The 23812-nt window shown below is 66.0% G+C and carries 25 protein-coding genes; 17 read left to right on the top strand and 8 right to left on the bottom strand.

The genetic code is table 11. From position 1 onward, the window contains the following. Window positions 1-387 precede the first annotated feature (387 nt). The 7 genes from OCI36_RS09120 (at window position 388) to dprA (ending at window position 8122) form a co-directional block, all read left to right on the top strand. Window positions 388-1497, top strand: coding sequence for a thiamine pyrophosphate-dependent dehydrogenase E1 component subunit alpha (locus OCI36_RS09120; RefSeq protein ID WP_261664763.1), 1110 nt, complete (start codon window positions 388-390; stop codon window positions 1495-1497). Window positions 1498-1559: 62 nt separating this feature from the next. Then, on the top strand, window positions 1560-2576 hold the full coding sequence (locus OCI36_RS09115) for an alpha-ketoacid dehydrogenase subunit beta (RefSeq protein ID WP_261664900.1): 1017 nt from the start codon (window positions 1560-1562) through the stop codon (window positions 2574-2576). 149 nt (window positions 2577-2725) lie between these two features. After that, entirely contained in the window at window positions 2726-4195 is a 1470-nt protein-coding gene (locus tag OCI36_RS09110) for a dihydrolipoamide acetyltransferase family protein (protein WP_261664762.1), read from the top strand. A gap of 265 nt (window positions 4196-4460) precedes the next feature. After that, on the top strand, window positions 4461-4844 hold the full coding sequence (locus OCI36_RS09105) for a hypothetical protein (protein WP_261664761.1): 384 nt from the start codon (window positions 4461-4463) through the stop codon (window positions 4842-4844). Next, window positions 4845-5504 (top strand): response regulator transcription factor, encoded by a 660-nt coding sequence (locus tag OCI36_RS09100; protein WP_261664760.1) that lies wholly within the window; start codon window positions 4845-4847, stop codon window positions 5502-5504. A gap of 8 nt (window positions 5505-5512) precedes the next feature. After that, window positions 5513-6916 (top strand): sensor histidine kinase, encoded by a 1404-nt coding sequence (locus tag OCI36_RS09095; RefSeq protein ID WP_261664759.1) that lies wholly within the window; start codon window positions 5513-5515, stop codon window positions 6914-6916. 72 nt (window positions 6917-6988) lie between these two features. Further along, window positions 6989-8122 carry a DNA-processing protein DprA gene (gene dprA / locus OCI36_RS09090; protein ID WP_261664758.1) on the top strand — a complete coding sequence of 378 codons (1134 nt, stop codon included), beginning with the start codon at window positions 6989-6991 and terminating at the stop codon, window positions 8120-8122. A gap of 25 nt (window positions 8123-8147) precedes the next feature. Here the strand turns inward: dprA and OCI36_RS09085 are convergent, their stop codons facing one another. Together OCI36_RS09085 and OCI36_RS09080 are read right to left on the bottom strand one after the other, a co-directional pair. After that, window positions 8148-8273 (bottom strand): hypothetical protein, encoded by a 126-nt coding sequence (locus tag OCI36_RS09085; RefSeq protein WP_261664757.1) that lies wholly within the window; start codon window positions 8271-8273, stop codon window positions 8148-8150. A 194-nt stretch (window positions 8274-8467) separates the two neighbouring features. Continuing rightward, a complete protein-coding gene (locus OCI36_RS09080) occupies window positions 8468-9028 on the bottom strand; it encodes a DUF2231 domain-containing protein (RefSeq protein WP_261664756.1) in 561 nt (186 codons plus the stop codon). Window positions 9029-9162: 134 nt separating this feature from the next. On the opposite strand from OCI36_RS09080, the gene OCI36_RS09075 reads away from it, so the two are divergent. Together OCI36_RS09075 and OCI36_RS09070 are read left to right on the top strand one after the other, a co-directional pair. Further along, window positions 9163-9981, top strand: coding sequence for an FAD-dependent oxidoreductase (locus OCI36_RS09075; RefSeq protein ID WP_261664755.1), 819 nt, complete (start codon window positions 9163-9165; stop codon window positions 9979-9981). Continuing rightward, complete coding sequence (locus OCI36_RS09070; protein ID WP_261664754.1) at window positions 9978-10970, top strand: tRNA (guanine(46)-N(7))-methyltransferase TrmB; 993 nt, start codon at window positions 9978-9980, stop codon at window positions 10968-10970. Before OCI36_RS09075 ends, OCI36_RS09070 begins: the two co-directional genes overlap by 4 nt. A 166-nt stretch (window positions 10971-11136) precedes the next feature. On the opposite strand, the gene OCI36_RS09065 is transcribed toward OCI36_RS09070, so the two are convergent. Then, complete coding sequence (locus OCI36_RS09065) at window positions 11137-11550, bottom strand: PIN domain-containing protein (RefSeq protein ID WP_261664753.1); 414 nt, start codon at window positions 11548-11550, stop codon at window positions 11137-11139. A gap of 28 nt (window positions 11551-11578) precedes the next feature. Between OCI36_RS09065 and OCI36_RS09060 the strand changes: the two genes are divergently transcribed. After that, window positions 11579-12502 (top strand): class I SAM-dependent methyltransferase, encoded by a 924-nt coding sequence (locus tag OCI36_RS09060; RefSeq protein ID WP_261664752.1) that lies wholly within the window; start codon window positions 11579-11581, stop codon window positions 12500-12502. A gap of 73 nt (window positions 12503-12575) precedes the next feature. On the opposite strand, the gene OCI36_RS09055 is transcribed toward OCI36_RS09060, so the two are convergent. Genes OCI36_RS09055 through dnaG form a run of 3 tightly spaced genes read right to left on the bottom strand, consistent with a single transcriptional unit; the run spans window position 12576 to window position 15486 of the window. After that, complete coding sequence (locus OCI36_RS09055; RefSeq protein ID WP_261664751.1) at window positions 12576-12758, bottom strand: hypothetical protein; 183 nt, start codon at window positions 12756-12758, stop codon at window positions 12576-12578. A 55-nt stretch (window positions 12759-12813) separates the two neighbouring features. Then, window positions 12814-13734 (bottom strand): glutamate racemase, encoded by a 921-nt coding sequence (gene murI / locus OCI36_RS09050; protein WP_261664750.1) that lies wholly within the window; start codon window positions 13732-13734, stop codon window positions 12814-12816. 9 nt (window positions 13735-13743) lie between these two features. Then, the gene (gene dnaG / locus OCI36_RS09045) at window positions 13744-15486 is read right to left on the bottom strand and encodes a DNA primase (RefSeq protein ID WP_261664749.1); all 1743 of its coding nucleotides are present in this window, start codon (window positions 15484-15486) and stop codon (window positions 13744-13746) included. Window positions 15487-15833: 347 nt separating this feature from the next. Between dnaG and OCI36_RS09040 the strand changes: the two genes are divergently transcribed. The 6 genes from OCI36_RS09040 to OCI36_RS09015 all read left to right on the top strand — a co-directional run bounded on the left by OCI36_RS09040 (window position 15834) and on the right by OCI36_RS09015 (window position 22120). Beyond that, on the top strand, window positions 15834-16400 hold the full coding sequence (locus OCI36_RS09040) for a type 1 glutamine amidotransferase domain-containing protein (RefSeq protein WP_261664748.1): 567 nt from the start codon (window positions 15834-15836) through the stop codon (window positions 16398-16400). A 187-nt stretch (window positions 16401-16587) separates the two neighbouring features. Next, a complete protein-coding gene (gene gcvT, locus OCI36_RS09035; protein WP_409996734.1) occupies window positions 16588-17589 on the top strand; it encodes a glycine cleavage system aminomethyltransferase GcvT in 1002 nt (333 codons plus the stop codon). A 109-nt stretch (window positions 17590-17698) separates the two neighbouring features. After that, window positions 17699-18061, top strand: coding sequence for a glycine cleavage system protein GcvH (gene gcvH / locus OCI36_RS09030; RefSeq protein ID WP_261664746.1), 363 nt, complete (start codon window positions 17699-17701; stop codon window positions 18059-18061). 170 nt (window positions 18062-18231) lie between these two features. Further along, window positions 18232-21123: an aminomethyl-transferring glycine dehydrogenase gene (gene gcvP, locus OCI36_RS09025; protein ID WP_261664745.1), complete on the top strand. Its 2892-nt coding sequence runs from the start codon at window positions 18232-18234 to the stop codon at window positions 21121-21123. A gap of 137 nt (window positions 21124-21260) precedes the next feature. Further along, window positions 21261-21527 (top strand): DUF2171 domain-containing protein, encoded by a 267-nt coding sequence (locus OCI36_RS09020; RefSeq protein ID WP_261664744.1) that lies wholly within the window; start codon window positions 21261-21263, stop codon window positions 21525-21527. Window positions 21528-21610: 83 nt separating this feature from the next. After that, a complete protein-coding gene (locus OCI36_RS09015) occupies window positions 21611-22120 on the top strand; it encodes a hypothetical protein (protein WP_261664743.1) in 510 nt (169 codons plus the stop codon). A 91-nt stretch (window positions 22121-22211) separates the two neighbouring features. Here the strand turns inward: OCI36_RS09015 and OCI36_RS09010 are convergent, their stop codons facing one another. Next, the gene (locus OCI36_RS09010) at window positions 22212-22529 is read right to left on the bottom strand and encodes a cupin domain-containing protein (protein WP_261664742.1); all 318 of its coding nucleotides are present in this window, start codon (window positions 22527-22529) and stop codon (window positions 22212-22214) included. Between the two features lie 115 nt (window positions 22530-22644). Then, the gene (locus OCI36_RS09005) at window positions 22645-23010 is read right to left on the bottom strand and encodes a winged helix-turn-helix transcriptional regulator (RefSeq protein ID WP_261664741.1); all 366 of its coding nucleotides are present in this window, start codon (window positions 23008-23010) and stop codon (window positions 22645-22647) included. Between the two features lie 84 nt (window positions 23011-23094). Between OCI36_RS09005 and OCI36_RS09000 the strand changes: the two genes are divergently transcribed. Continuing rightward, entirely contained in the window at window positions 23095-23745 is a 651-nt protein-coding gene (locus OCI36_RS09000) for a nitroreductase family protein (protein WP_261664740.1), read from the top strand. Window positions 23746-23812 lie beyond the last annotated feature (67 nt).

The following is a 23812-nucleotide window of genomic DNA, read 5'->3' as shown; positions in this document are numbered from 1 at the left end:
GCGGGAACGATAGAGGCGCCGAAGCTGGCCGGCACGGGCCTATTTTTAGCATCTGTAAAGCCCTCTAGGCACTCATCTGGCGTGAGGCGAAATGATAGCGAGTTGTAAGACATCTCTGAACAAGTAGCCGCCTGGAAGACTGTTCAGCACGCCTTCTGGTGGCCTTCCTCCCTGCCTTCTGCCCACTTGTGCGTGCCCTGTTTGGGTTATGATGCGGCCACGCATAACCCCACAACTCAGCTTTGACCTGACTGGCCATTCCCGGTACGCAGGACGCTGCCTGACAGCATGTCCTGGCACCCTTTCTGACCAGTCAGGCGGAGAAACAGGGCCCGGGGGCCAGCTTGCTTGGCCTCCTGCCAGGCCCAAGGACCAGGAGGCCAAGTCATGAAGATTCAACCGTTCACTGCGGAACCCATCTGCTGGGTGTCCGAACAGGGCGAGCTGCTTCAGCCGTTGCCGGAGCGATACACCCCTGAATTCATCCGGTCGCTGCACCGCGAGATGTTCCGCGCCCGCGAATTCGACCGCAAGCTGATCACCCTGCTGCGGCAGGGACGCACCAGCTTTTATGCGCAGGCCCACGGCATGGAAGCCACCCAGGTGGGGCTGGCCCTGGCCTGCCGCGCCGGGCACGACTGGTGGTGGCTCTACTACCGCGATCACCCGATTCTGCTGACTCTGGGCGTGCCGATGCTGCAGATCATGAGCCAGATCATGGGCACCAGTTCTGACCTGTGCAAAGGCCGCCAGATGCCGCACCACTTCAGTGCGCCCGAGCAGCACGTGGTCTCGATCAGTTCCAGCATCGCCTCGCAGGTGCCGCCCGCGACCGGCACAGCCATGGCGCAAAAATATCTGGGCACCGACGAAATTACTGTCTGTACTTTCGGAGACGGCGCAACCAGTGAGGGCGACTGGCACGCTGGGGTCAACATGGCCGCTGTGAAACAGGCCCCGGTGATGTTCGTCTGCGAGAACAACCAGTGGGCGATCTCCACCGGCGTGGCCAACCAGACGGCCAGCGAAACCATTCACGTCAAGGCGCGCGCTTACGGCATTCCCGGCTATTACGTGGACGGCAACGATATCGTGGCCGTGCTGGAAGTGATGAGCGCGGTGGCCGAGCATGTCCGCAGCGGAGAAGGTCCCGCCATTGTGGAAGCGCTGACCTACCGGGTGGGTTCTCACTCCAACGCCGACGCCGACGCCGAAAAGCAGTACCGCACCCGCGAGGAAGTGGCGCAGTGGACCGGCCGCGACCCGATTGAGCGGGTAGAGAAACTGCTGGCAGGGCTGGGCCACCCCATCACGCCAGAGGAAAAAGAAGCGCTGGCTCAGGAAATCGGCGCCGAGCTCAACGCCGCTATCGAGGAAGCGGCCGCCAGCGGCGCGCCGACCTGGGACGTGATGTTTCAGGACGTTTACGCCGAGCAACCCCCGCACCTGGCCGAGCAGGAAGCCTACGTGCGCGCCGAACAGGAGGTGGGTGTATGAGCCTGACTGCCCAGAATGCCGCCCAGAACGACGCCAATCAGAACGATGCCAATCAGTCCGAGATGTCCCAGAATCCGGCCGCCCCGCAGGCTGCTTCCAGCGAAACCCGCACCATTAACCTGATTACCGCTGTGACCGAGGCGCTTGACGAGGAATTGACCCGCGACGAGCGGGTGGTGGTTTTCGGAGAAGACGTGGGCCCGCGTGGCGGTGTGTTCATGGCAACCGCTGGCCTGACGGCCAAGCACGGTGAGCACCGGGTCTTCAATACCCCGCTGTCCGAAGCGGCCATCGTGGGCGCCGCGGTGGGCATGGCGGTGCGCGGCATGCGTCCGGTGGCCGAAATCCAGTTTGCCGATTACATGGGCCCCGCTTTTGACCAGATTCTGTCTCAGGTGGCCAAGATGCGCTACCGCTCGGGTGGCCACGACACGGCGCCGTTGGTGATTCGCACGCCGTCCGGCGGGGGCGTTAAGGGCGGGCACCACCACAGCCAAAGCCCCGAAAGCTACTACCTGCATATGGCCGGGGTGCAGGTGGTGATGCCCAGCACGCCTTACGACGCCAAGGGCCTGCTCAAGTCGGCGCTGCGCGGCCAGGACCCGGTGATCTTTTTCGAACCCAAGCGGCTCTACCGTGCGGCCAAAGGCGAGGTGCCGGCCGCCGACTACACCGTGCCTATCGGCAAGGCGGCGCTGCGCCGTGAAGGCAGCGACATCACCATCATCGGGTACGGCGGGGTGATGCCCGACGTGCTGGACGCCGCGCAGGCGCTGGCCGCTGAAGGTGTGCAGGCCGAGGTGCTGGACCTGCGCTCGCTGATGCCCTGGGACAAGGAAGCTGTGCTGGCCAGCGTCGCCAAGACGGGCCGGGCAGTGCTGGTCAGCGAGGCGCCCCGCACTGCCAATTTCATGGGCGAGGTGGCTTACTCCATTCAGGAGGCGCTGTTCGATTCGCTGCTGGCGCCGGTGCTGCAGGTGGCGGGCTTCGACACGCCCTACCCCTACGTGCAGGACCGCATTTACCTGCCCAGCGGAAACCGCATCGCGGCCGCCTGCGTGAAGGCGCTCAACTACTAGGCCCGGTGCCAGGCCGGCAGGCGCGGTGGGACCCGGCCCGGGTCTCTGCCCTCCCCCGGCGCTGCGCCGCTGTCATTCCTTTTTCCCGTATTTCCCGGAGTTCCTGAATCCCAGGAAGTCCAGCAACAAATGAACGAGCGAGGTAATCCATGAAAGAAGTGCTGCTGCCCGAACTGGCCGAAAGTGTGGTCGAGGGTGAAATTCTCAAATGGCTGGTGGCAGAAGGCGAGAGCGTCACTGCCGAACAGCCGCTGTGCGAAGTGATGACCGACAAGGTTACGGTGGAACTGCCCAGCCCTTTTGCCGGCACCGTGGCCCGGCTGCTGGTCAAGGAGGGCGACCTGGTGGCAGTGCACGCCCCGATTCTGCAACTGGACGAGACCGGCGGAGCAGCTTCGGCCGGGGCTGCTCCGGCAGCCGGTGCGCAGCCCAGCCCCGAGCAGGCTATTCAGGACACTGCCGAGAACCCGGCGACCAGCGACGTACAACTGCCCCAGACGGAACAGGCGCAGGGTGCGGCAAGCGGCTCAGCCTCCAAAGACGACGATTCCAGCAGTCTTTTCCAGGCTTTTGAAACTGGCGGCGCCGTGAGGGTGCAGGGTCTTGGCCAGCCGGGTGCAGCCACGCCTTCGCAGGCGGCCCGTGAGGCTGGAAATCTGGGTGCCACGGCAGCTGCCAGCCGCAGCGGCCCCGGCCGGGTACTGGCGGTGCCGGCGGCCCGGCAGCTGGCCCGTGAAATGGGCCTTGATCTGCAGGAGGTGAAGGGCAGCGGCCCCAACGGCCGCATCCGGATTGCCGATGTGGCGGGCCACCTCAAGGCCCAGGCCACTCCGGCCCCGGCTGCGGCGGGCGGCGGGCAGGGCGGCCTGCCGGTGCCACCGGTGCAGTACCGCACACCCAAAGGCTACGAGCACCTTGAAGACCGGGTCCCGCTGCGGGGCATGCGCCGCGCCATCTCCAACCAGATGCTGGCCAGCCACCTCTACACCGTGCGCGCCCTGACGGTGGACGAGGTCAACCTGACCCAGCTGGTGCGCTTCCGCAGCCGGGTCAAGGACGAGGCGGCGGCGGCCGGGGTCAAGATCAGCTATCTGCCGTTTATCTTCAAGGCGGTGGCGGCAGCGCTCAAGAAGTACCCTAGCCTCAACACCTCGCTGGACGAGGCCACCCAGGAAATCGTGCAGAAGCGTTACTACAACATGGGCATGGCGGTGGCGACCGAGGCCGGGCTGACCGTGCCGGTGCTGCGCGATGTAGACAAGAAATCGGTGTACGAGCTGGCCCGCGAGGTGGTGGACCTCTCCAGCCGTGCCCAGGAAGGCCAGCTGAAGCCCGACGAGCTGGCCGGCAGCACCTTTGCCATCACCAACATCGGTTCTATCGGGGCACTGTTCTCCTTCCCGATCATCAACGTGCCCGATGCGGCCATTCTGGGCATTCATTCCATCCAGAAGCGGCCCATCGTCAACGAGCGCGATGAGGTCGAGGTGGCGCACATGATGTACCTCTCGCTCTCGTTCGATCACCGCCTGGTGGACGGCGCCGAGGCGGCCCGCTTCTGCAAGGAAGTGATTCGCCTGCTGGAAAACCCCGACCGCCTGATGCTGGAAGCGATGTAAGAACGCGGCCGTGTCAGCCCTGGACACGGCTGCTGAGAGATGCCACCCGCGCTGGCTGCCGGGTGGCGCTTTGCTGTTTCGCTCTTGCCCTATAGCCAGCCACCATACGGCGCATTGCTCTGCGGTTTCAGGGCAGCTAAAGAAAATGCAGGCGCGGGTCACTTCGGCGTCAGCTTGGTTGTTTATGCTGGGGGTATTGACAGCTGCGCTGAGGCCGCCTTGGCCTTGCCTCACAGCAAAACCCGAGCATGGAATGGAGAAAAAAATGACACATAAAATTGCTGGAAAATGGTTCAGAGGGGTGATCACCCTGCTGGCACTTTCTGGCCTGGCTGCGCCGGCCGGCGCACTGGACATGATGATCTGGGACCAGAACCTGGATACCAAGCTGGCTTACGGCGAATCACAGGGCGGTGCGATGCATGGGCAGATTGTCCGTGACGCTTCGGGCGGCGTGGTGATTCTGTTCTCGCGCAGTGACCTGGAGCGCAACCGCACGCTGTATTCGGGCCTGCGCTCGCGCTACGAGGGTGAAGTGCGTGGCGGGCAGGTGCTGATCAAGGTGCCCGGCGGCCTGCAAACGTTGGAGAAATTTCTGGCCGGCTATAAACTGAAACTTGAACTGACCGAGATTTCCGGAGGACGCTGAATGTTGCCCCAACTGCTGCTGGTCGAAGATGATCCCCACCTGGGACCGCTGCTGCGCGATTACCTGAACGCCGATTATCAGGTGCAGCACGCGGCCACCCTGCGCGCCGCCGAAGACTGGCTGGGCACCCACGCCCCGCAGCTGATCCTGCTGGACCTGAACCTGCCCGATGGTGACGGCCTGGACCTGGTGACGCAGCTGCGGCAGTATTCCTCTACGCCGGTGCTGGTGCTGTCGGCCCGCTCCGACGTGCAGCAGCGGGTGGCGGGGCTGAACGCCGGCGCCGACGACTACCTGACCAAGCCGTTCGCCATGCCCGAGTTGGAAGCGCGCATCACGGCGCTGCTGCGGCGCACCGCGTCGGGCGGCGGGGTCAACCTGGGCAACACCAGCCTCTCGACCAGTTCGCTCACCATGACGGTGGGCGAGCAGAACATCAACCTCACCGAGCACGAGGCCCGCATTCTGGAACTGATGATGCGCACGCCCGAGCGGGTCTTCAGCCGGGCCGATATCGAGTCACACCTCTACGGCTGGGAAACCCCCAGCTCCAACTCGGTTGAGGTGAGAATCTCGCAGCTGCGCAAGAAGCTCGACGGCGCCGGTTCGGACCTGCGGATTCGCACCATTCGCAACGTCGGCTACGTGCTGCAAAGCTGAGCGCCCCGGTGCCCGCACCCCTGCCGACCCCGAGTAACGCCAAGGTGGCCTGGCACGAGAGCCTGCGCTTCCGGCTGGCGCTGGCCTTCAGCCTGGTCACGCTGGTGCTGGTCACGTTGGTGGGCGGCGCCATGATGACCCTGCTGCTGCGCGGCATGGACACCCAGTTCCAGATGCGTCTGGCTGACCGGGCCGATACATTGTCGCTGCGGCTGAGCAGTCCTTCCGAGGGCCTGGGCGAGTCGCTGGGGCCGGCGCTGGACAATTTCTCGGCGGTGCTGGACGAAGGCGGCAAGGTGATTCTGGCGCCCAAGGATTCGTCGCTGCCGCTGCAAATCGGGGATCAGTTTCCCTACCCGCTGGACGGCGACCTGATGTCCGGCGGCGTGCCTTTCCGGGGCCTGTCGCGCCGGCTGACCGGGTCTTTTTTCGAGGGACAGACCCTCTGGGTGGCGCTGCCCAGCGAATCTCTACTGGACGCCCGCGAGGCGGCCCGCCGCGCCCTGCTGCTGGCGATGATCGTGACGCCGCTGCTGACCCTGCTGCTGGGCTACCTGCTGGGCCAGCGGATGCTGTCGCACCTGGGCCGCGCTGCCGAGCTGGCCGATCAGATCGACCCGGCCCATAGCGTGGCCGCGTTGCCGCTGCCCAACCGCCAGGACGAGGTTCACCGCCTGATCAGCGCCATCAACCGGCTGCTGGTGCGAATTGACGCGCAGCAGACCCGCGAAAAGGCGCTGCTGGGCCAGATCGTGCATGAGCTGGGCGCCCCGCTGACGGTGCTCAAGGCCACCCTGGACCGCGCCGGCGAACGCAGCGGCGACCCCGAAATCCAGAAGGCGGCCCTGGTCACCGATGAGCTGACCTTCACCACCCAGGACCTGATGCAGCTGGCCCGAGGTGACCTGGACATGAAGCTGGTGTGGCACCTGATTCATGCCGGCACCCTACGCGACCGGCTGGAGCGGCTGGTGCCCGGCACCGAGTACGCCGGCGACTGGAGCGGCATGATTCTGTGCGACCCCGACCGCCTGACCCAGGCCCTGCGGAACCTGCTGGCCAACGCCCGCCGGGCCGCCGGGCCGGACGGCCGGGTCACCCTGACGCTGGAAGCGGTGGGGGATCAGTTGCAGTTCACGGTGAATGACAGCGGGCCCGGCCTACCGGACGACCTGGGCGAGAGTATTTTTGACCCGTTTGTCAGCGGCAGCGGGTCCAGCGGGCTGGGTCTGAGTGTGAGCCGGCAGATTGCGGCGCTGCACGGCGGGCAGCTGACTGGCGGCAATGGCCCGGCCGGAGGCGCCGAGTTCCGCCTCAGCATCCCTGACGCCCTGCTGGATAGTGGCGACGACGATGATGACTGGGCTGAGGACGACGAGCCCGAAGCCACCCCCGTTTCGGCGCTGCACTGACCGGCGCCGGCCTGGCGTGGCCGGCTGGCAGCGCACGCTTCTTTCTGTACCTACTTCCTCTATGCTGCGGGCGTGAGCCTGTTCGACTCTGGCCCTGTTCCTGGCCCGGCTGCCGCTGACCCCTTCGGTGCCGAACTGCTGGCGCTGCTGACCCTGCGCCTGACTCCCGGCCTGGGCCCGCGCCGGCTGGAAGCGGTGCGGCGGCACTTCGGCTCGGCGCAGCAGGCGCTGGCGGCACCCTCCGGCGCCCTGCGGGAGGTGGAAGGGCTGGACCGCCGCAGCGCTGCGGCCATCGGCACGGCGGTCCCAGCCGAAGCGGCCGAGCAGGAACTGGAGAAGGTGGCCGCCGCCCGGCAGCAGGGCAAGGACATCACGCTATTGGGGCGCGGTCTGCCGGGGTATCCGCCTGCGCTGGAAGCCCTGGGCGACCCGCCACCGGTGCTGTGGGTGCGCGGGACACTGCCAGAGCTGCCGGCTGTGCCGCCGTCGGTGGGGATAGTGGGCACCCGCAGCGCCAGCCCTCACGCCCTGAGCCTGACCCGCCAGATTGCCGCCGAGCTGGCTGGCGCCGGACTGGTGGTGGTCAGCGGTCTGGCCCGCGGCGTGGACACAGCGGCTCACAGCGCTGCGGTGGACGCTGGCGGCCTCAGCCTGGGCGTGGTGGGGCACGCGGTGGACCGGGTCTACCCGGCCGAGAACGTGGACCTGGCCCGCCGGCTCACGCTGATCAGCGAGTACCCGCTGGGCACCGGGCCCAAGGCACACCATTTCCCCCAGCGCAACCGCCTGATTGCGGCCCTCTCGGCCGGCGTGCTGGTGGTGGAAGGCGAGCTGAAGTCAGGGTCGCTGATTACTGCCACCCACGCGCTGGAGTGCGGGCGCACCGTGTTCGCGGTGCCGGGCCGCGCCGGCGACCTGCGGGCTGCTGGCCCCCACCGCCTGCTGCGCGAGGGCGCCGTGCTGACCGAAACCGCCGGCGACATCCTGACCGAGCTGGGCTGGTCAGTCGCTCAGCCTGTGGCCGCGGAGGCGCCTGACCTGCCCCCGGAACAGGCCGCCGTCTACGCCGCCCTCAGCGAACCGCGCACGCTGGACGACCTGGCTGCCCTGACTGGCCTGAGCCTGCCGGAACTGCAAACCGCCCTGATGATGCTGCAACTCTCCGGCCTGGCCGAGGAAAGCGGCGGCCGTTGGCTGCGGCGCTGAGTTTGTTTCCCTGGCCCAGCAGCCTTCAGCAGAACTGCGGCGCCGTCAGGAACAGCAGCAAGCTGGACCCCAGCAAGAACGGGGTCAGGATGGGATGAAAGGTGCGCCGCTGCGGCAGGTGCCGGCTGAGCAGCGGAGGCAGGCCGTCCACAAACAGCAACAAGCCTGACAGGAGCTGCAGGCTCTTGCAGCTGGGCAAAAAACGGGACAGCCAGGGGAGCAGATACAGTTCCAACAGCAGCAGCGCAAAAACGGCCAGGCCAGCCGCCACATACTCGGCCGTGCGGCTGTGCGGCTGCCTGGCTGCTCCGAGTCTTGTGCCATGGTTCAGCTCACCACTGGCGCTCAGCCCATCCGGTGCCGGTACACCAGCTGCCCGCCCAGCAGGCCGCCGGCCAGCGCCAGCCCCAGGCCCGCTCCGCTCAGCGCTTTGCCCAGGCCACGCTTGCCTTGCTTGCGGGCCAGCAGCGAGCCGGCACTCAGCAAAAAAGCGGTTTCGTTCAGGGCGCCGTGAATCAGGCCGGTGCGGCGGGCCTGGCCGCGGGCGGTGGCCCACTCAGTCCAGCCGGCCGCCACGGTGCCCACGGCACCCACGGTGCTCAGCAGCAGCACGGTGTCGGCCGCCTTCTCGTACTGCTCGCGTTCCTGTTCGTCCTGGGCCAGCGGGGCAAAGTCCAGCAGGGCTGTGATCATCCAGCCGCCCAGCGGCAGATGCACCAGCGCCGGGTGCAGCGGGTGGCCCAGCCACTCACCGCGCAGGGCGTCCACCACGCCCTCAGGCAGCAGGTCCAGGCCGCCGTTCAGCAGGTTCTGTAGTTCTACCGAGAGTTCGTTGACGGTCTGGTGTTCGGAAAGCATGTCTTCGATCTGGTTGCTGGGCTTGGGGTCTGCGAAGGACAGGTTCATGGTGTTCACCTCTGGAAAGGAAAGTGGGTAAAGAAAGCGGGAAAAAAGAAACTCGGCTGTGCCCGCAGTCTAGCCAGCCCCGCCTGAGAACGGACCCGGCCGCAGCTTGCCGGATGCTTTACACTCTGGGGTTGATGACGTTTCCTTCCTCCCGCCCCGCGCCCCACTCCGGGCAGGCGCCGCGCAGTCAGCCGCAGCCGGGCCACCGCTACGACGTGGCCGTGATTGGGGCCGGCCTGGCCGGCAGTGAACTGGCCCTGCGGCTGGCCCAGGCCGGGCAGGACGTGCTGCTGGTCACCCAGGCTCTTGACCATGTGGGCAACCTCTACGCGCCGACGCTGGCCGGCGCCGACCTGCCCCAGAGCAGCCGGCTGGGCCAGCTGGCCGCCGACCTGCCGGAAGACGCCGACAGCTGGACTTTTCACCGCCGCCTCAAGACCCTTCTGGAAAGTACTGACGGCCTGCACCTGCTGCAAAGCACTATTACGGCCCTGGATGAGGAAGAAGAAGACGGCCCGGACGGGGCAGGCAGCCTGATTCGGCTCAGCAGCTGGGAAGGTCCGGCCCTGACGGCCCACCGCGCCGTGCTGGCGGTGGGGGCTTTCCTGAAGGGACGTTTGCTGGTGGGCGACACCCTGGAAGATGCTGGCCGCCTCTCGGAAGTCGCCTACGATTTTCTGGCGGATGATCTGGCCCGCAGCGGAGTGTACCTGACCGGCGCGGCGCAGGAGGCTGCTGCCGTGGAAGGCGCGCCGCCTTACGAGGTGCGTTTTCTGACCCTGGCCGACAGTGAGCTGGACGGCTTCCGGGTAGAGCGTTTCAGCGGGGTGTATGCGCTGGGCCGCTGCACCGCACAGGGAGATTCCTACCGCCGGGTGCTGAAAGATGCGGCGCAGCTGGCCGCCGAGCTGACCGGGCAGCCCGGCCGGGCCTCGGCAGGGGAGAGCGCATGATTTACCGCCTGGGTGATTTTCAGTTTCCGTCGGCCCCCGAGCAACTGTATCCGGAGACACCGCAGCGGCCCTGGGTGCTGGAAGTGGGCTTCGGTGACGGCCGGTTCTGGCCGCACTACGCCCGCACCTTTGCCGAGGTGCCCAATTACCTGGGCGTGGAACTCAGCGGGGTGTCGCTGCTCAAGGCGAACCGCTGGCTCAAAGCGGCTGGCCTGACGAATGCCGTGCTGACCAAGCTGCCTGCCGAGGTGCTGGTGCGCGAGGTGATTCCCCACGGGGCGCTGGACGAGATCGTGGTGAATTTCCCCGACCCCTGGCCCAAGGCCGGCCACGAAGACCACCGGCTGCTGCGCGCTCCTTTTTTCCAGCTGGCCGCCAGCCGCCTGAAACCCGGCGGGGCCGTTCTGCTGACCACCGACCACGACGAATACTTCGAGTTTGCCTGCGAGCAGGCGGCGGCCAGCGGGGTGATGCGCACCGAGCTGACTCAGCCGCCGGCCGCTGCGCTGGAAACCAAATACGCCCTGAAGTGGCGCGACCTGGGCCTCAGCCCCCGGCACGCCCGCTTTGTGCCCACCGCCCACCCGGCCGTGCCCAGTAGCGGCTACGCGCCTTTCCCCGCCGACCCGGAGGACCCCGCCGTGCCCCACAGCATCGTTCAGCTGCCTGACAGCTTTGACCCCCAGACCTTCAGTAAGCACACGGCCGTTCACCCGCGCGGCGCCTGGACCGTGGTGCTGCTGGACCTGTACGCCAGCCTGCGCCGCAGCGACCACGGCCGCAGCTGGGTGGCGCTAGCCCACGTGGAGGAGGGCGGCCTGACCCAGGAAGTTCTGATTGATGTCACTGCCCGCGAGGACGGCAGCACCCTGGTGCGCCTGAGCCGCTTCAGTGGGCCGATCATCACGCCCGGCGTGAAAGCGGCTGTCGGCGTGCTGACCGATGTTCTGGCGGGCCTGGGCGCCGAGGTGAGGCACCGAGGCTACTAGAGCATTTGGCAAAAAGCTGGCACCGCTTTTTGGCGAGCGAAGCGAGTACAAAACAAAGAAGCAGAACGAACTTGCAAAGCTGCGGAGCAGAGAATGGAGTGGGTGGCGGCGCCCTTCCGACGCACGCATAATTTGGAGAACTGCTCTAGCCCCTGGCCAGCTTCTCTCAGGCTTGCCGGATGAGGTGCAGCTGCGGCGCCGCCGGCAGCCGGCTGAGGTCCAGCTCGGTCCAGTGGCTGTGCGCGGTGACCACCGGCACGCCCAACCGCGCGGCCATCGCCAGAGCGTACCGGTCGCCCAGCGAGAGGCCCGACTGTGGGCCTAGGCTGGCCAGCTGCGCGGCCCGCTCAGCGTCCTCGCCCTGGCCCACGTCGATATGAATGAGCTTTTTCAGGCGGGCGGCCACCAGGTCGGGTTCGTGAACATCGGCGCGGCGCGACAGCTGGGTGAGCATTTCGGTCCAGGTGACGGCGTGCATGGCCGAACTTTCCAGCAGTTCGGCCACACTGTCGGCGCCTTCCCGGTTGAGGATATAGCTGAGCAGCGAGCTGGCGTCCAGCACACAGCGGGTGGGTGTCATGTCCAGCATTGTAGACTGCCCGTCTGCCATGACTCTTTCAGCGACAGACCCTCGGTTCGGCCAGCAACCCATGAAGCTGCTGTTGCCGGCGCTGCGCCGCGCACTCCTGGCGGATGGAGAAGTCACCTGCCAGGTCCCCGACCCGGACCTGGGCGTGGGCCTGTACGCCGGCGAAAGCGGTCCAGTCGGGCGGCACCGGCCCTGGGGGGTCTGGACCGACCTGGCCGATGTGCTGGACGCACACCTGTTGATCGGTGAGCGGCAGCCTGGCGGGCAGCGGCACCTCACTTTTCGCCGCCGCGCCGGACGGCTGGAGACGGCACAGGACTACGGCGCAGAGAGTGAATTTGCCCGGGTAGACAAGCTGGAAGACCCGGTCTTTTTGCTGACTCTGGTCGAGGCGCTGCGGCGGGTGGGCCCCCCGGAGGCCGGCCGGGTGCTGGCGCTGGGCACCGGCAGCGGCCGCGAGCTGGACGCCTTGGCGCTGGCCTTTCCGGGCCGCCGGCTGGACGTGCTGGGGCTGGACCTGGACGCTTCGGCGCTGGCGGCCGCGCAGGCCCGGCACCCGGACTTCGCCTTTCTTCAGCAGGACATCGGCGCCCTGCCGCCGGAGCTGGGCCGCTTCGATCTGGTGCTGGCGCTCAGTGTGCTGCAAAGCCCCCGGGTAGGGTTGGACGCGGTACTGCGCTCGCTGCACCGCTCGCACCTGACCTCTGGCGGCGGGCTGGTGCTGGGTTTTCCCAACGCCCGCTACAGCGGCGGCGAACTCAGCTATGGCGCGCGGCTGCGCAATTTCGAGCGGCCTGACCTCAGCCTGCTGATGGCGGACGTGGCCCAGGCCCGGCGCTACCTGAACAAACACGGCTACAAGGTCTTCGTGACCGGCAAGTACGAGGTGCTGGTCACGGCCCTGCCGGCGGCAGCCCGCACCCCGACTGGGCTGGAACTGTAACGGCTGGAGCTGGCTTCAAAAGAACCAGGCCGCCGGGGTTTTCTTCCGGCAGCCTGGCAAATGCCCAGGGGGCTTACTGCTTGATGTCTTCCATGTTTTCCTGCAGCTCGTCCAGCTTCTTCTGCTGGTCGGCTTTGGGGTCCAGGCCGTTGGCGTCGGTTTCGCCGGTCGCGCCCTGCATGCCTTCGCTGATTTCCTTCTGCTGATCGGTATCGACGTAGCCGCTGGTGCTGGTCTCGTTGTCTTTGTTGGTCATGCTTCAGTCTGTGCCCTGAAGCGGCGCCGGTGCTGAGGAGCGGCCCAAACCGGCGTTAATGCTGCGCGCTGATGGCGGTAGCGGCGGCCGTAGCCGCTGTATGCTCGGCGTCGGCCCAGCCCACCTGCACCGCCTCGCCGGCCAGCCGCGCCATGATGGGCTGCTCGACCAGGGGATCACCCGTCACGAAATAGGTGACCTGTGGCGCACAGCCGCCGGCCTCTGCGGGTGCCAGCAGGCCGCGTTCCCGCAGCACCCGGGCAGTTTGCCGGGCTACGGCCTCGCCGCTGTCGATCAGGGTGAATTGCTCCTTGAATTCGCGGCGGATGCTGCCAGCCAGAAAAGGGTAATGGGTGCAGCCCAGCACCAGCTGGTCGGCGCCGGCCTCGGCCAGCGGGCGCAGCAGCAGCCGCAGCAGGGCGCGGGCGTCGGGGCTGTCGGCCTCGCCGCGTTCGACCAGTGGCACCAGTTCGGGGCTGGTGGTCAGCATGACCTGCACGCCGCGCGGCGCGGCCCACTCGGCCACCGACTGCTGCAGTTTGGAGCCGCGCAGGGTGGCGGGGGTCGCCATTACCCCGATCACGCCGCTTTGGGTATTCAGCGCCGCCGGTTTGACGGCTGGCACCAGCCCCACGATGGGCCAGTCGGGAAAGACATGACGCAGGTGCTGCAAACCGTAAGCCGAAGCGGTGTTGCAGGCCACCACCAGCGCCTTGCAGCCTTGGCCGTGCAGCCAGCGGGCCGCCGCCTCGGTCAGTATGCGGATGTCGTCGTCGCTGCGGGTGCCGTACGGCATGTGCGCGGTGTCGGCGAGGTAACAGAAACGCTCGTGTGGCAGGGCGCGGCGCAGTTCGGCCAGCACGCTTAGCCCGCCCACCCCGCTGTCGAATACCCCGATAGGCGCCGCCTCATTCACCGCGCCATCATAGCGCCCGGCCCCGGCCTGCTCCTGTGTCAACTGTGTCTGTGCTGTCACGGCCCTGGGTCAGGCGCCGTGAACCCGCGCCCGCTTCTCGGCTTCGATGGCCCGCTGCAGTTCTCCGATCTGCCGCAGCAGCTGCATCTGCTCGCCCGGCTGCGCAGCGGCCAGCTGGGACTTGAGCAGCTGCACCTCGCTGCGCAGCGACTCGATGCTGAGGCCCACCTGGATATCGTCTACGGCGGCGGCAGCGTAGGCCTGATGCTTGCTCTCGTACTCCTGGTGGCCGGCCCGCGAAATGTTGCCGCTCTGGCGCGTCTCGAACATCAGCCGGATCAGCTGCTGCTCTTCCGGCTGGCCCCGGAAGACGCTCATGATTTCCTCGGTGCTCTCGGCACCCTCGGCCGCCAGCATCACTTTGCGGACCAGTTCGTTGCGCCAGCCCAGGGTACCGTCCAGCTTGGCCAGCAGCCGGGGGTCCACCAGCAGCTGCCGCAGCAGTGCCAGCTCGCGGTCTTCCTCCTGCCCGCCCTGACTCATTCCGGCCAGGTGGGTGTCGGTCAGGGTGCGGCGCTTGGCCTTGGACCCGATCCAGTCGAGCAGCGCGGGTGGGCGAATCTCCAGCAGCTCGCAGACCCGCGCCCGCATCCGGTCGGCGCCCTCGTCTAAGGGGTCGAGGTTCTGCATGCGGGGCAGCAGTTCCAGCAGGATGCGGCGCTTGCCGTCGCGGCTGTCCAGGCCGTGCTTGTCCAGCGCTGCGTGGACGCGGTACTCGATCTCGTCCAGGCCGCCGCTCAGCGCCCGCTGCACGCTGGCCACGTCGCCCTCGCGCAGGGCGTCGGCGGGGTCCTTGCCGCTGGGCACTGAGGTGGCCCGCACCTGAAAGCGGGCACCGACCGTCTGGTCCAGCCCGGACAGGGTGGCCTTGAGCCCGGCCTCGTCGCGGTCGAACATCAGAATCAGCTCGCGGGCGCCCAGCCGTTCCAGCAGCGCGGCATGCTCGGCAGTCAGGGCCGTGCCCAGGCTGGCGACTGCCCCAGTGAAGCCATGCTGGTGCAGCGCAATCACGTCCATATACCCTTCGGCGACAATCAGGGGCTGACCGTCTTTCAGGACGCTGCGGGCACGCTGCAGGCCGTAAAGCAGTTCGCCTTTTTTGAAGGCGTCGGTTTCGGGGGTGTTGAGGTACTTGGGTTTGGAATCGTCCAGCACCCGGCCGCCAAAGCCCACCAGCCGCCCCAGATGGTCGCGGATGGGGAACATCACCCGGTTCCGGAAACGGTCGTAGACTCGGCCCTGCTCGTTGCGGCTCAGCAGGCCGGCGTCCAGCAGTTGCTGCTCGGTCAGGCCGTGGGTGCGGGCATGGCCCAGCAGCCCATCCCAGCCGTCCGGAGCGTAGCCCAGCTCGAATTCCTCAATCATCTGCTCGGTCAGCCCACGGCCCTGAAAATAGGCCAGGGCCGCGCCGTCCAGATGGCTGCGGAAATAATTCAGCGCGAAATCGTTGACGTCGTACAGGTCGCGGCTGACCCGCTCGCCGTAGCGCTGTTCCAGCTGCACGCCGGCCCGCTCGGCCAGCTTGCGCAGGGCGTCGCCGAAATTGAGGTGGTCCATCTCCTGCACGAACTTGAACACGTCGCCGCCGGCCTTGCAGCCAAAGCAGTAGTAATAGCCCTGCTCGGTATCCACCTGAAAGGAGGGGGTCTTCTCCTGGTGAAAAGGGCACAGGCCCTTCATCCGGCCCTTGCCGGCCGGGGTCAGGTTGACATATTCGCCGATCACGTCCGCGATATTCAGCCGCTCGCGCACGTCCTCCTTGGTTCCGATGGTCTGCTCACCTCCCTGGCCGGCAGCCCCGCCAGAGCGGAACCGGGCCGATTCAGCCGCAAAAAGCTCCTGAATGTAACTTCAGGGCCTTTTGCGGCTTGCTCCCTTACCTTACGCCCCGCGGGGCGCTGGGAACCGAAAGCTTGCCCACTTGACAGCCGGGCAGCCGGCGGTTTCCGGAGAGGCTAACCAGTTTCAAAAGAGCCTTGGCTAAATCTGGCAGCCGCATCACTACCCGGCTGAAGGGCTCATTCTTCGGCCCGCAGTCTTAAAAGCAGCTTTGCGCTGTCATCACCCCTTTCAGGAGCTGGAACGGCAAAATAATCCCCATGACGACTGCAAAACTGCAAGGCAAGAAAATCGCCATTCTGGCGGCCGATGGAGTGGAAGACATCGAGCTGGTCAGCCCCCGTCAGGCCATCGAAGAAGCCGGCGGCACCTGTGAACTGATCAGCCTCGAGAGCGGCGAAATTCAGAGCATGGACAGCGACATCACCCCCAAGGCCAAGTACAGCGTCGACAAGACGGTGGCCGATGCCAAGATCAGCGACTACCAGGGCCTGCTGCTGCCCGGCGGCACCGTGAACCCCGACAAGCTGCGCCTGGACAAGAACGCCATGCAGTTCGTGCGTGACGCTTATGACCAGGGTCTGCCGATTGCCGCCATCTGCCACGGCCCTTGGAGCCTCAGCGAAACCGGCATCGCCAAGGGCCTGAAGATGACTTCTTGGCCCAGCCTGCAGCACGAGCTGAAGCTGGAAGGCGCCAACTGGGTGGACGAAGAATGCGTCACCGACAAGGGCGTGGTGACCAGCCGCAACCCGGGTGACCTGCCCGCCTTCAACAAGAAGATTGTTGAAGAATTCGCCGAAGGCAACCACAGCGACCGCCGCTGAGCACCTCCCAGCCTGAACCGCAATCCGCCCCCGCCGGGGCGGGTTTTTTGTTGTGTGCTCTGGACGTCCGGAGCCTCTGGACGGGTCTCGCTCAGCCCCTATCCAGTTGGATACAGTGAGGGCCGTGGACAACCAAAACCTGAAACAGACGCCGCTGCACGCGGCGCACCTGCGGGCCGGCGCCCGGATGGTTCCGTTTGGCGGCTGGGACATGCCGGTGCAGTACGCGGGCCTGAAGGCCGAGCATCAGGCGGTGCGGGAAAACGTGGGCATGTTCGACGTGTCGCACATGGGCGAGTTCCGCTTTACCGGCCCCGGCGCGCTGGCTTTCCTGCAGTACGTGACGCCCAACGATGTCAGCAAGCTCCGGCCCGGCCGCGCCCAGTACAATTGGCTGCCCGGCGCCGAGGGCGGGCTGGTGGACGACATCTTTATCTACCAGGCTGGCGAGCAGGAGTACCTGATGGTGGTCAATGCCGGCAACATCGTCAAGGACTGGGCGCACCTGCAGGCGCTGGCCGGCGACTACGACGTGCAGATGACCGACGAGTCGGAGCAGTGGGTGCTGCTGGCGGTGCAGGGCCCCAAAGCGGCTGAGACGCTGAATGAGCTAACCGACGCCGACCTGCTGGCAGCCAAACGCAACTCCTTTTTCCCCGGACGGCTGCTGGACCATGACGTGTTCTTTGCCCGCACCGGCTACACCGGCGAGGACGGCTTTGAGGTGTTCGTGAAAGCGGCCGAAGGCGAAGCTGTCTGGGAAGCCCTGCTGGAACGGGGCGTCACGCCCGCCGGCCTGGGCGCCCGTGACACCCTGCGGCTGGAAGCCGGCTTCCCGCTCTACGGCCACGAGTTCAGTGACACCATTCACCCGCTGAGCAGCACCTACAGCTGGGTGGTCAAGGACAAACCCTATCTGGGCCGCGCTAACATGGATCAGGCTCCCCGCCAGAAACTGATCGGTCTGAAACTGGAAAAAATCCCCGTGCGGGAAGGCTACCCGGTCTACCAGGGTGATCGGCAGGTCGGTGTGGTAACCAGCGGCAGCACCAGTCCCACCCTGGGCCACCCCATCGCAATGGCCCTGGTGGACGCGGAGGCCGCCGGCGCCGAACAGTTCGAGGTGGAAGTGCGCGGCAAGCGCCATCCGGCCGAGCGCACCGAGCTTCCCTTTCACAAGGCCAAATAAGCTCCTCAAAAGACGCGCCCAGCCGGCCGGGCAGTACACCCGGCCAGCTCCTGGCGCAGAGATAGACCAGAATCTTTCCCGCCCCCCTTTTTTCCAAGGAGACCCTGACATGACCAACCCCACCGAACTGAAGTACGCTCCCTCGCACGAATGGCTGGCCCAGGATGGCAAGGTCGGCATCACCCAGCACGCTCAGGACCAGCTGGGCGACGTGGTGTACGTGGAACTGCCCGAAGTGGGCCGCGAAGTGGAAGCCGGCGAAGCCGTGGCCGTGGTGGAATCGGTCAAGACCGCTTCCGACATCTATGCTCCGGCCAGTGGCACCATCAAAGCCGTGAACGAAGAGCTAGAAGGCAGCCCTGAGCTGGTGAACGAGGCTCCCTTTGAAGGCGGCTGGCTGTTTCAGATCGAAGTGACGGCTGAAGGCGACAACCTGATGGACGCCGACGCCTACGCTGCCGAAAACGGCTGATTCCGCAGGCAGGACCTGGGGCCGCTCGCTGGCCCCGGCGCCTGTTTCGCTGGCCTCGCTGTGGGCTGAGCAGACACTTCTGCCTTTCTCCCTGGCATAATCTGCCGGCCCCACTTTCCCGCCCCCTCCTGCACGCTGCGCTGCGGCGGCGCAGGTGCTGAGGAGTCCCCATGATCCGACTGAATGACCTTCTCCAGACCGACGATTTTATCCGCCGTCATATCGGCCCGAGTGAAACCGAGCAGGCCGAGATGCTGGGTACGCTGGGCCTGTCCAGCCTGGACGAGCTGACCGACACCACCCTGCCCGATCCCATCAAGTTCAGCGGCGAGCTGCAGGTGGGCGAGCCGGTGCCTGAAGCTCAAGCTCTGGCCAACCTGAAAGCCGTGGCCGCCAAGAATAAGGTGTTCCGCTCCTACATCGGTATGGGGTACTTCGGCACGCACGTTCCGCCGGTGATTCTGCGCAACATGCTGGAAAACCCCGGCTGGTACACCGCCTACACGCCCTACCAGGCCGAGATTTCGCAGGGGCGGCTGGAAATGCTGCTCAACTTTCAGCAGACAGTGCAGGACATGACCGGGATGCCCATCAGCAACGCCTCGCTGCTGGACGAGGCCACCGCTGCCGCCGAAGCGATGACCCTGGCCAAGCGTCAGAGCAAGAACAAGGGCAGCAACGTCTTTTTCGTGGCCGACAACGTGCATCCGCAGACGCTGGACGTGGTGAAGACCCGCGCCGAGTACTTCGGGTTCGAGGTGCAGACGGGCGGCGCGGGCGCCATCCCCGAGGGAGCCTTCGGGGCGCTGGTGGGTTACCCCGGCACCCACGGCGAAGTCCTGAACCTCGCGCCGATTGCGGAGAAGGCCCACGCCCAGGGCGCGGCACTCATCGTCGCCACTGACCTGCTGGCCTGCGCCCTGCTGACCCCTCCCGGCGAGCAAGGCGCGGACATCGTGGTGGGCAGCGCCCAGCGTTTCGGCGTGCCGATGGGCTTCGGTGGGCCGCACGCGGCGTTCCTGGCCTGCCAGAAGGGCTTCGAGCGCTCTATGCCGGGCCGCGTCATCGGCGTGAGCAAGGACGCGCGCGGCAACACCGCCCTGCGGATGGCGATGCAGACCCGCGAGCAGCACATCCGCCGCGAGAAGGCCACCTCTAACATCTGCACCGCGCAGGCGCTGCTGGCGAACATGGCCGCCGCCTACGCCGTGTGGCACGGGCCAGAAGGCATCCGGACCATTGCCGAGCGCGTCCACCGCATGACTGGGATTCTGGCGAAGGCGCTGAACGACGCTGGCATCAAGACGAATGAGACGTTCTTCGATACGCTGAGTTTTGAAGTCAAATATTGGGAAGATGTCATCACACGCCAACAGGAAAAGAAAATCAATTTCCGCGTTCAAAAGACTGGTGACATCAAAGACCATACGCTCGGCTGGTTCTGTATCAGCCTCGACGAAACCGTCACTCCGCAAGACCTCGCCGACATCATCGAAGTGGTGACGGGCAAGCAAGTGGATGTGCAGAAGCTAGATGCCGACGCGGTGGACGGCATCCCCGCCCCCCTCAAGCGCCAGTCGGACTTCCTCACCCACCCGGTCTTCAACACGCACCACTCCGAGCACGCCATGTTGCGTTACCTCAAGGGGCTGGAGAACAAGGATTACAGCCTCACGCACGGCATGATTCCGCTGGGGAGCTGCACCATGAAGCTCAACGCCACCACCGAGATGATTCCGGTGACGTGGCCCGAGTTCGGCGGCCTGCACCCCTTCGCGCCCGAGTCGCAGACGCAGGGCTACGCCGAGATGCTGGCCGAGCTGGAGCGCTGGCTGGCCGACATCACCGGCTACGACGCCGTGTCCATGCAGCCCAACTCCGGGGCGCAGGGCGAGTACGCGGGCCTGCTGACCATCCGCAAGTATCAGGCGGCGCAGGGCCAGGGCCACCGCGACGTGTGCCTGATTCCGGCCAGCGCCCACGGCACCAACCCGGCCAGCGCCGCCATGATGGGCATGCGGGTGGTGGTGGTCAAAACCGACGAGCAGGGCAACATCGACTTTGAAGACCTGAAAGCCCAGGCTGAAAAGCACTCGGACAACCTCAGTGCCCTGATGATCACCTACCCCTCCACCCACGGCGTGTACGAGGACAATGTCCGCGACGTGTGCGGCCTGATTCACCAGCACGGCGGGCAGGTGTACCTCGACGGCGCCAACATGAACGCGATGGTCGGGGTCGCCAAGCCGGGTCTGATCGGCGGCGACGTGAGCCACCTCAACCTGCACAAGACCTTCGCCATTCCCCACGGCGGCGGCGGCCCTGGCATGGGCCCGATTGGGGTGAAGTCGCACCTGGCTCCTTATCTGCCCGGGCATGATGTGGCGCCCACCAGCGACAGCAAGACTGGTGCAGTGAGCGCGGCGCCCTACGGCAGTGCCTCGATCCTGCCGATCAGCTACCTGTATATCCGTCTGCTGGGCAGCCGTGGCCTGCGCCAGAGCACCCAGGTCGCCATTCTGAACGCCAACTACATCGCCAAGCGGCTGGAGGGCGCCTACCCGGTGCTGTACACCGGTAAGAATGGCCGGGTGGCCCACGAATGCATCATTGACATCCGTCCGCTGAAGGCCGATACCGGCGTGACCGAGGAAGACATCGCCAAGCGCCTGATGGACTACGGCTTCCACGCGCCCACCATGAGCTTCCCGGTGCCTGGTACCCTGATGATCGAGCCCACCGAGTCCGAGCCGAAAGCCGAGCTGGACCGTTTTGTGGACGCCATGCTGAACATCCGCCGCGAGATTCAGGAGATTCAGGACGGCACCATCAGCCACGGCGACAGCCCGCTGCACCACGCCCCGCACACCCAGAGCGACCTGATAGCCGACGAGTGGGACCGGGCCTACAGCCGCGCCACCGCCGCGTTCCCCAGCCGCTACCAGCGCCAGCAGAAGTTCTGGCCGGCCGTGAACCGGGTGGACAACGTGTTTGGTGACCGCAACTTCGTGTGCTCCTGCCCGCCCACCGAGGAATACGCCGAGTTCGAATTCAGCGAGTAAGGCCAAGGGATGTCAAGAGGAACGGGGCGCCGTGGAGGGCGCCCCGTTCGCTAGAGCGTCCTTTACGCTTCCTACTCTTATCTCTCCCTTGGCCGCTTTCTCATCTCCGCCTGACAGGCGGCGTCTAGGCTACAGGCATGACCAACAACGAAGCCGGACAGATTGACAACCGTATCCAGGAAGACCTCAAGACCCGCCTGCAGGAAAAAGGCGACCATATGCAGGTGCAGGACAAGAACGGCGAACACGTGGGCACCGTGGACAGCTTCGACGGCGAACAGCTCAAGCTGACCAAGGACGACAGCACCGACGGCCAGCACCACTTCGTGCAGCTGAGCCAGGTGGAAAGCATGGACAACGTGGCCGTGTATCTGAACGTGACCCGCGAAGACGTGCTGAAGTAAGCCCACTCAGCTCAGGATGTCCCGGCGTCTCCCTATACAGGGGAGGCGCTTTTTTTCATGCGGCCTTGCCCTATGCTGAACGCGTGAAACGACTGCTTTTTCCGGTGTCTCTGCTGGGAGTGTCCCTCACGGCCTGTACACCCGCGACCACCGCGCCCGACCTCAGCGGGTCGACGCTGGAGCCGGGCCAGGAATGGATCATGCTGACCCCCGCCGAAGCGGGCGGTCCGGTGCAGCTGTCGCGCCAGCTGACGGTGGGCCAGCGCGACCTGCAGGCCGACGGCACGGTCGCCTATCAGTCGGTCCCACGCCGCACCGCGACCGGCAACACCCAGGACCTGTTTTCCTTTGTTCCGCGCGGCGAGAACCGCTCGGTGATCGTGGCCGGCCGCGCAGAAACCACCTTTGACCTGCGGTTTTTCGACTTCTGCGTGGTCCGCAGCACCTCGGCCGGGGTGAACGATGCCCAGAGCGGCGTATATGTGCAGACCGCCTCGCAGGACGCGCTGTGGACCAACCGGGCCTATCAGTCTTATGTGAACACCGGCGTGGCGGCGGGCCTCAAGCCCTGTACCCTGACGCGTGTGAAGTAAGCGGCAGAGGTAGGCGTAGGCCGGCACTTGCGGGCACAGCAACAAAAGTGCCCCGGCGCTCAGGCCGGGGCGCGGGCAGTTACGCGCTGGCTCAGCCCTGCGCGGGTGAGACCACTTCCACTGCCGTCAGGGTTTCCAGCACCCGGTAGGTGTGCTGCGTGCCGCGCGGCACCAGGTAGGAATCACCCGGTTGCAGGGTCAGCGTCTCGCCATCTACGGTCAGCTCGGCGCGGCCGCTGATCACGTAACCCAGGGTCTCGTAATCGTTGGCGTGGGGTTCCTTGTCGGCGGTGTCGCTGGGCTGCTCGTTGTGCCACAGGCGCATGGAGCTGTTCTCGCCTTTTGCCAGATGATGCTCGCCATCTTTGCCATGCCGGGTTTCGTCGCGGCTCACTTTGTACTGGGTCATGCCGTAGTCTGGGCCGCTGGGGCCTGGCTCCGGATGAGTCGGCGTTGAGGGAGCGCTCAGGCCGGCCAGGTGCCCGCGGCTTTTTGCTCCGGCTTGGCCGGGTCAGGATTTTATCTCAGGGCTCCGTGCAGGCCGCTGCCGGCAGGTTGCTCTGGGCCCAGTCACCAATGGCGTCGATCACGCACTGAAGTTCCCGGCCCGCCGGGGTCAGGCCGTACACGCTGCGGCCCAGCCGGGTGGGGCCTTCCTCCTGGCGCTTGCAGACGATGCCCAGGGTTTCGAGGTGTTCCAGCCGATGGGTCAGGGTGGCGCTGTTGCAGCCGCCCACGGCGCGGGCCAGCTCATTGAAGCCCATCTCGCGCGACAGCAGCATGCGGATGATGTGCAGCACCCATTTTTCCTGCAGGATGGAAATGGCGCGGTACACCGGGCAGAAGTCCGACGGCGGTTCGGCGGTAGCAGCAGGAGAAGGAGGAGTCATACCGGCTATTCTAACGCACTCGGCAAATTACCCTGAGAAATCTTCTAGTTGACAAAATAAATCAACCGGCTTAGGCTGACCTCCATGACGCAGACCCAGCCCCACCCCACCGATGCTGCCGCTCAGGCCGCGACCGCCCAGGCCATCCGCGAAGTGTTCGAAAGCCGCCGCTCTATCCGGCAGTTCCTGCCTGAAGCGATTCCCGAAGCCGACCTGCGCGAGATGCTGCGGCTGGCCAGCCTGGCCCCCAGCGCCTGGAACGCCCAGACCTGGCGCTTTGCGGTGGTGCAGGACCCGGCCATCAAGGAACAGCTGCAGGCGGTGGCCTACGGACAGGCCCAAGTGGGCAACGCACCGGCTGTGATCGTGGTGTATTCCGATATGGAAGACACCCTGCAGCACATTGAGGAAACGTCTCACCCGGGCATGGGTGACGCCGGCCGCACCCAGCAGCGCCAGACTTTCGACGGCACTTTTGGTGCACAGGACGTGGCGCAGCGCGGGCAGTGGGGACTGGCTCAGGCGTACATCGCCTTTGGCTTCCTGATGCTGGCCGCCCGTGGCCTGGGCTACGACGGCGTGCCGATGCTGGGCTTCGACCCGGCCAAGCTGCGTGAACTGCTGGACCTGCCGGGCCACGTGCAGTTCGCGGGGATTTTCCCGGTGGGCAAGCGTGCCAACGACGGCTTTTCCCACCACCGTCACAGCATTGACCGGATTACCCTCTGGAAGTAACCAGTCACTTTTGATGCTCCTGCTTCGGCGGGAGTTTTTTTTGGCCCTCGCCGCCTGCCAGGCTGTA

Origin of the sequence: Deinococcus sp. Marseille-Q6407 (assembly GCF_946848805.1) — a bacterium.
In the GTDB taxonomy this organism is placed as follows: Bacteria; Deinococcota; Deinococci; order Deinococcales; family Deinococcaceae; genus Deinococcus.
The sequence above is the reverse complement of the archived record's forward strand: the minus strand, read 5'-3'. Positions and strand labels throughout refer to the sequence as shown.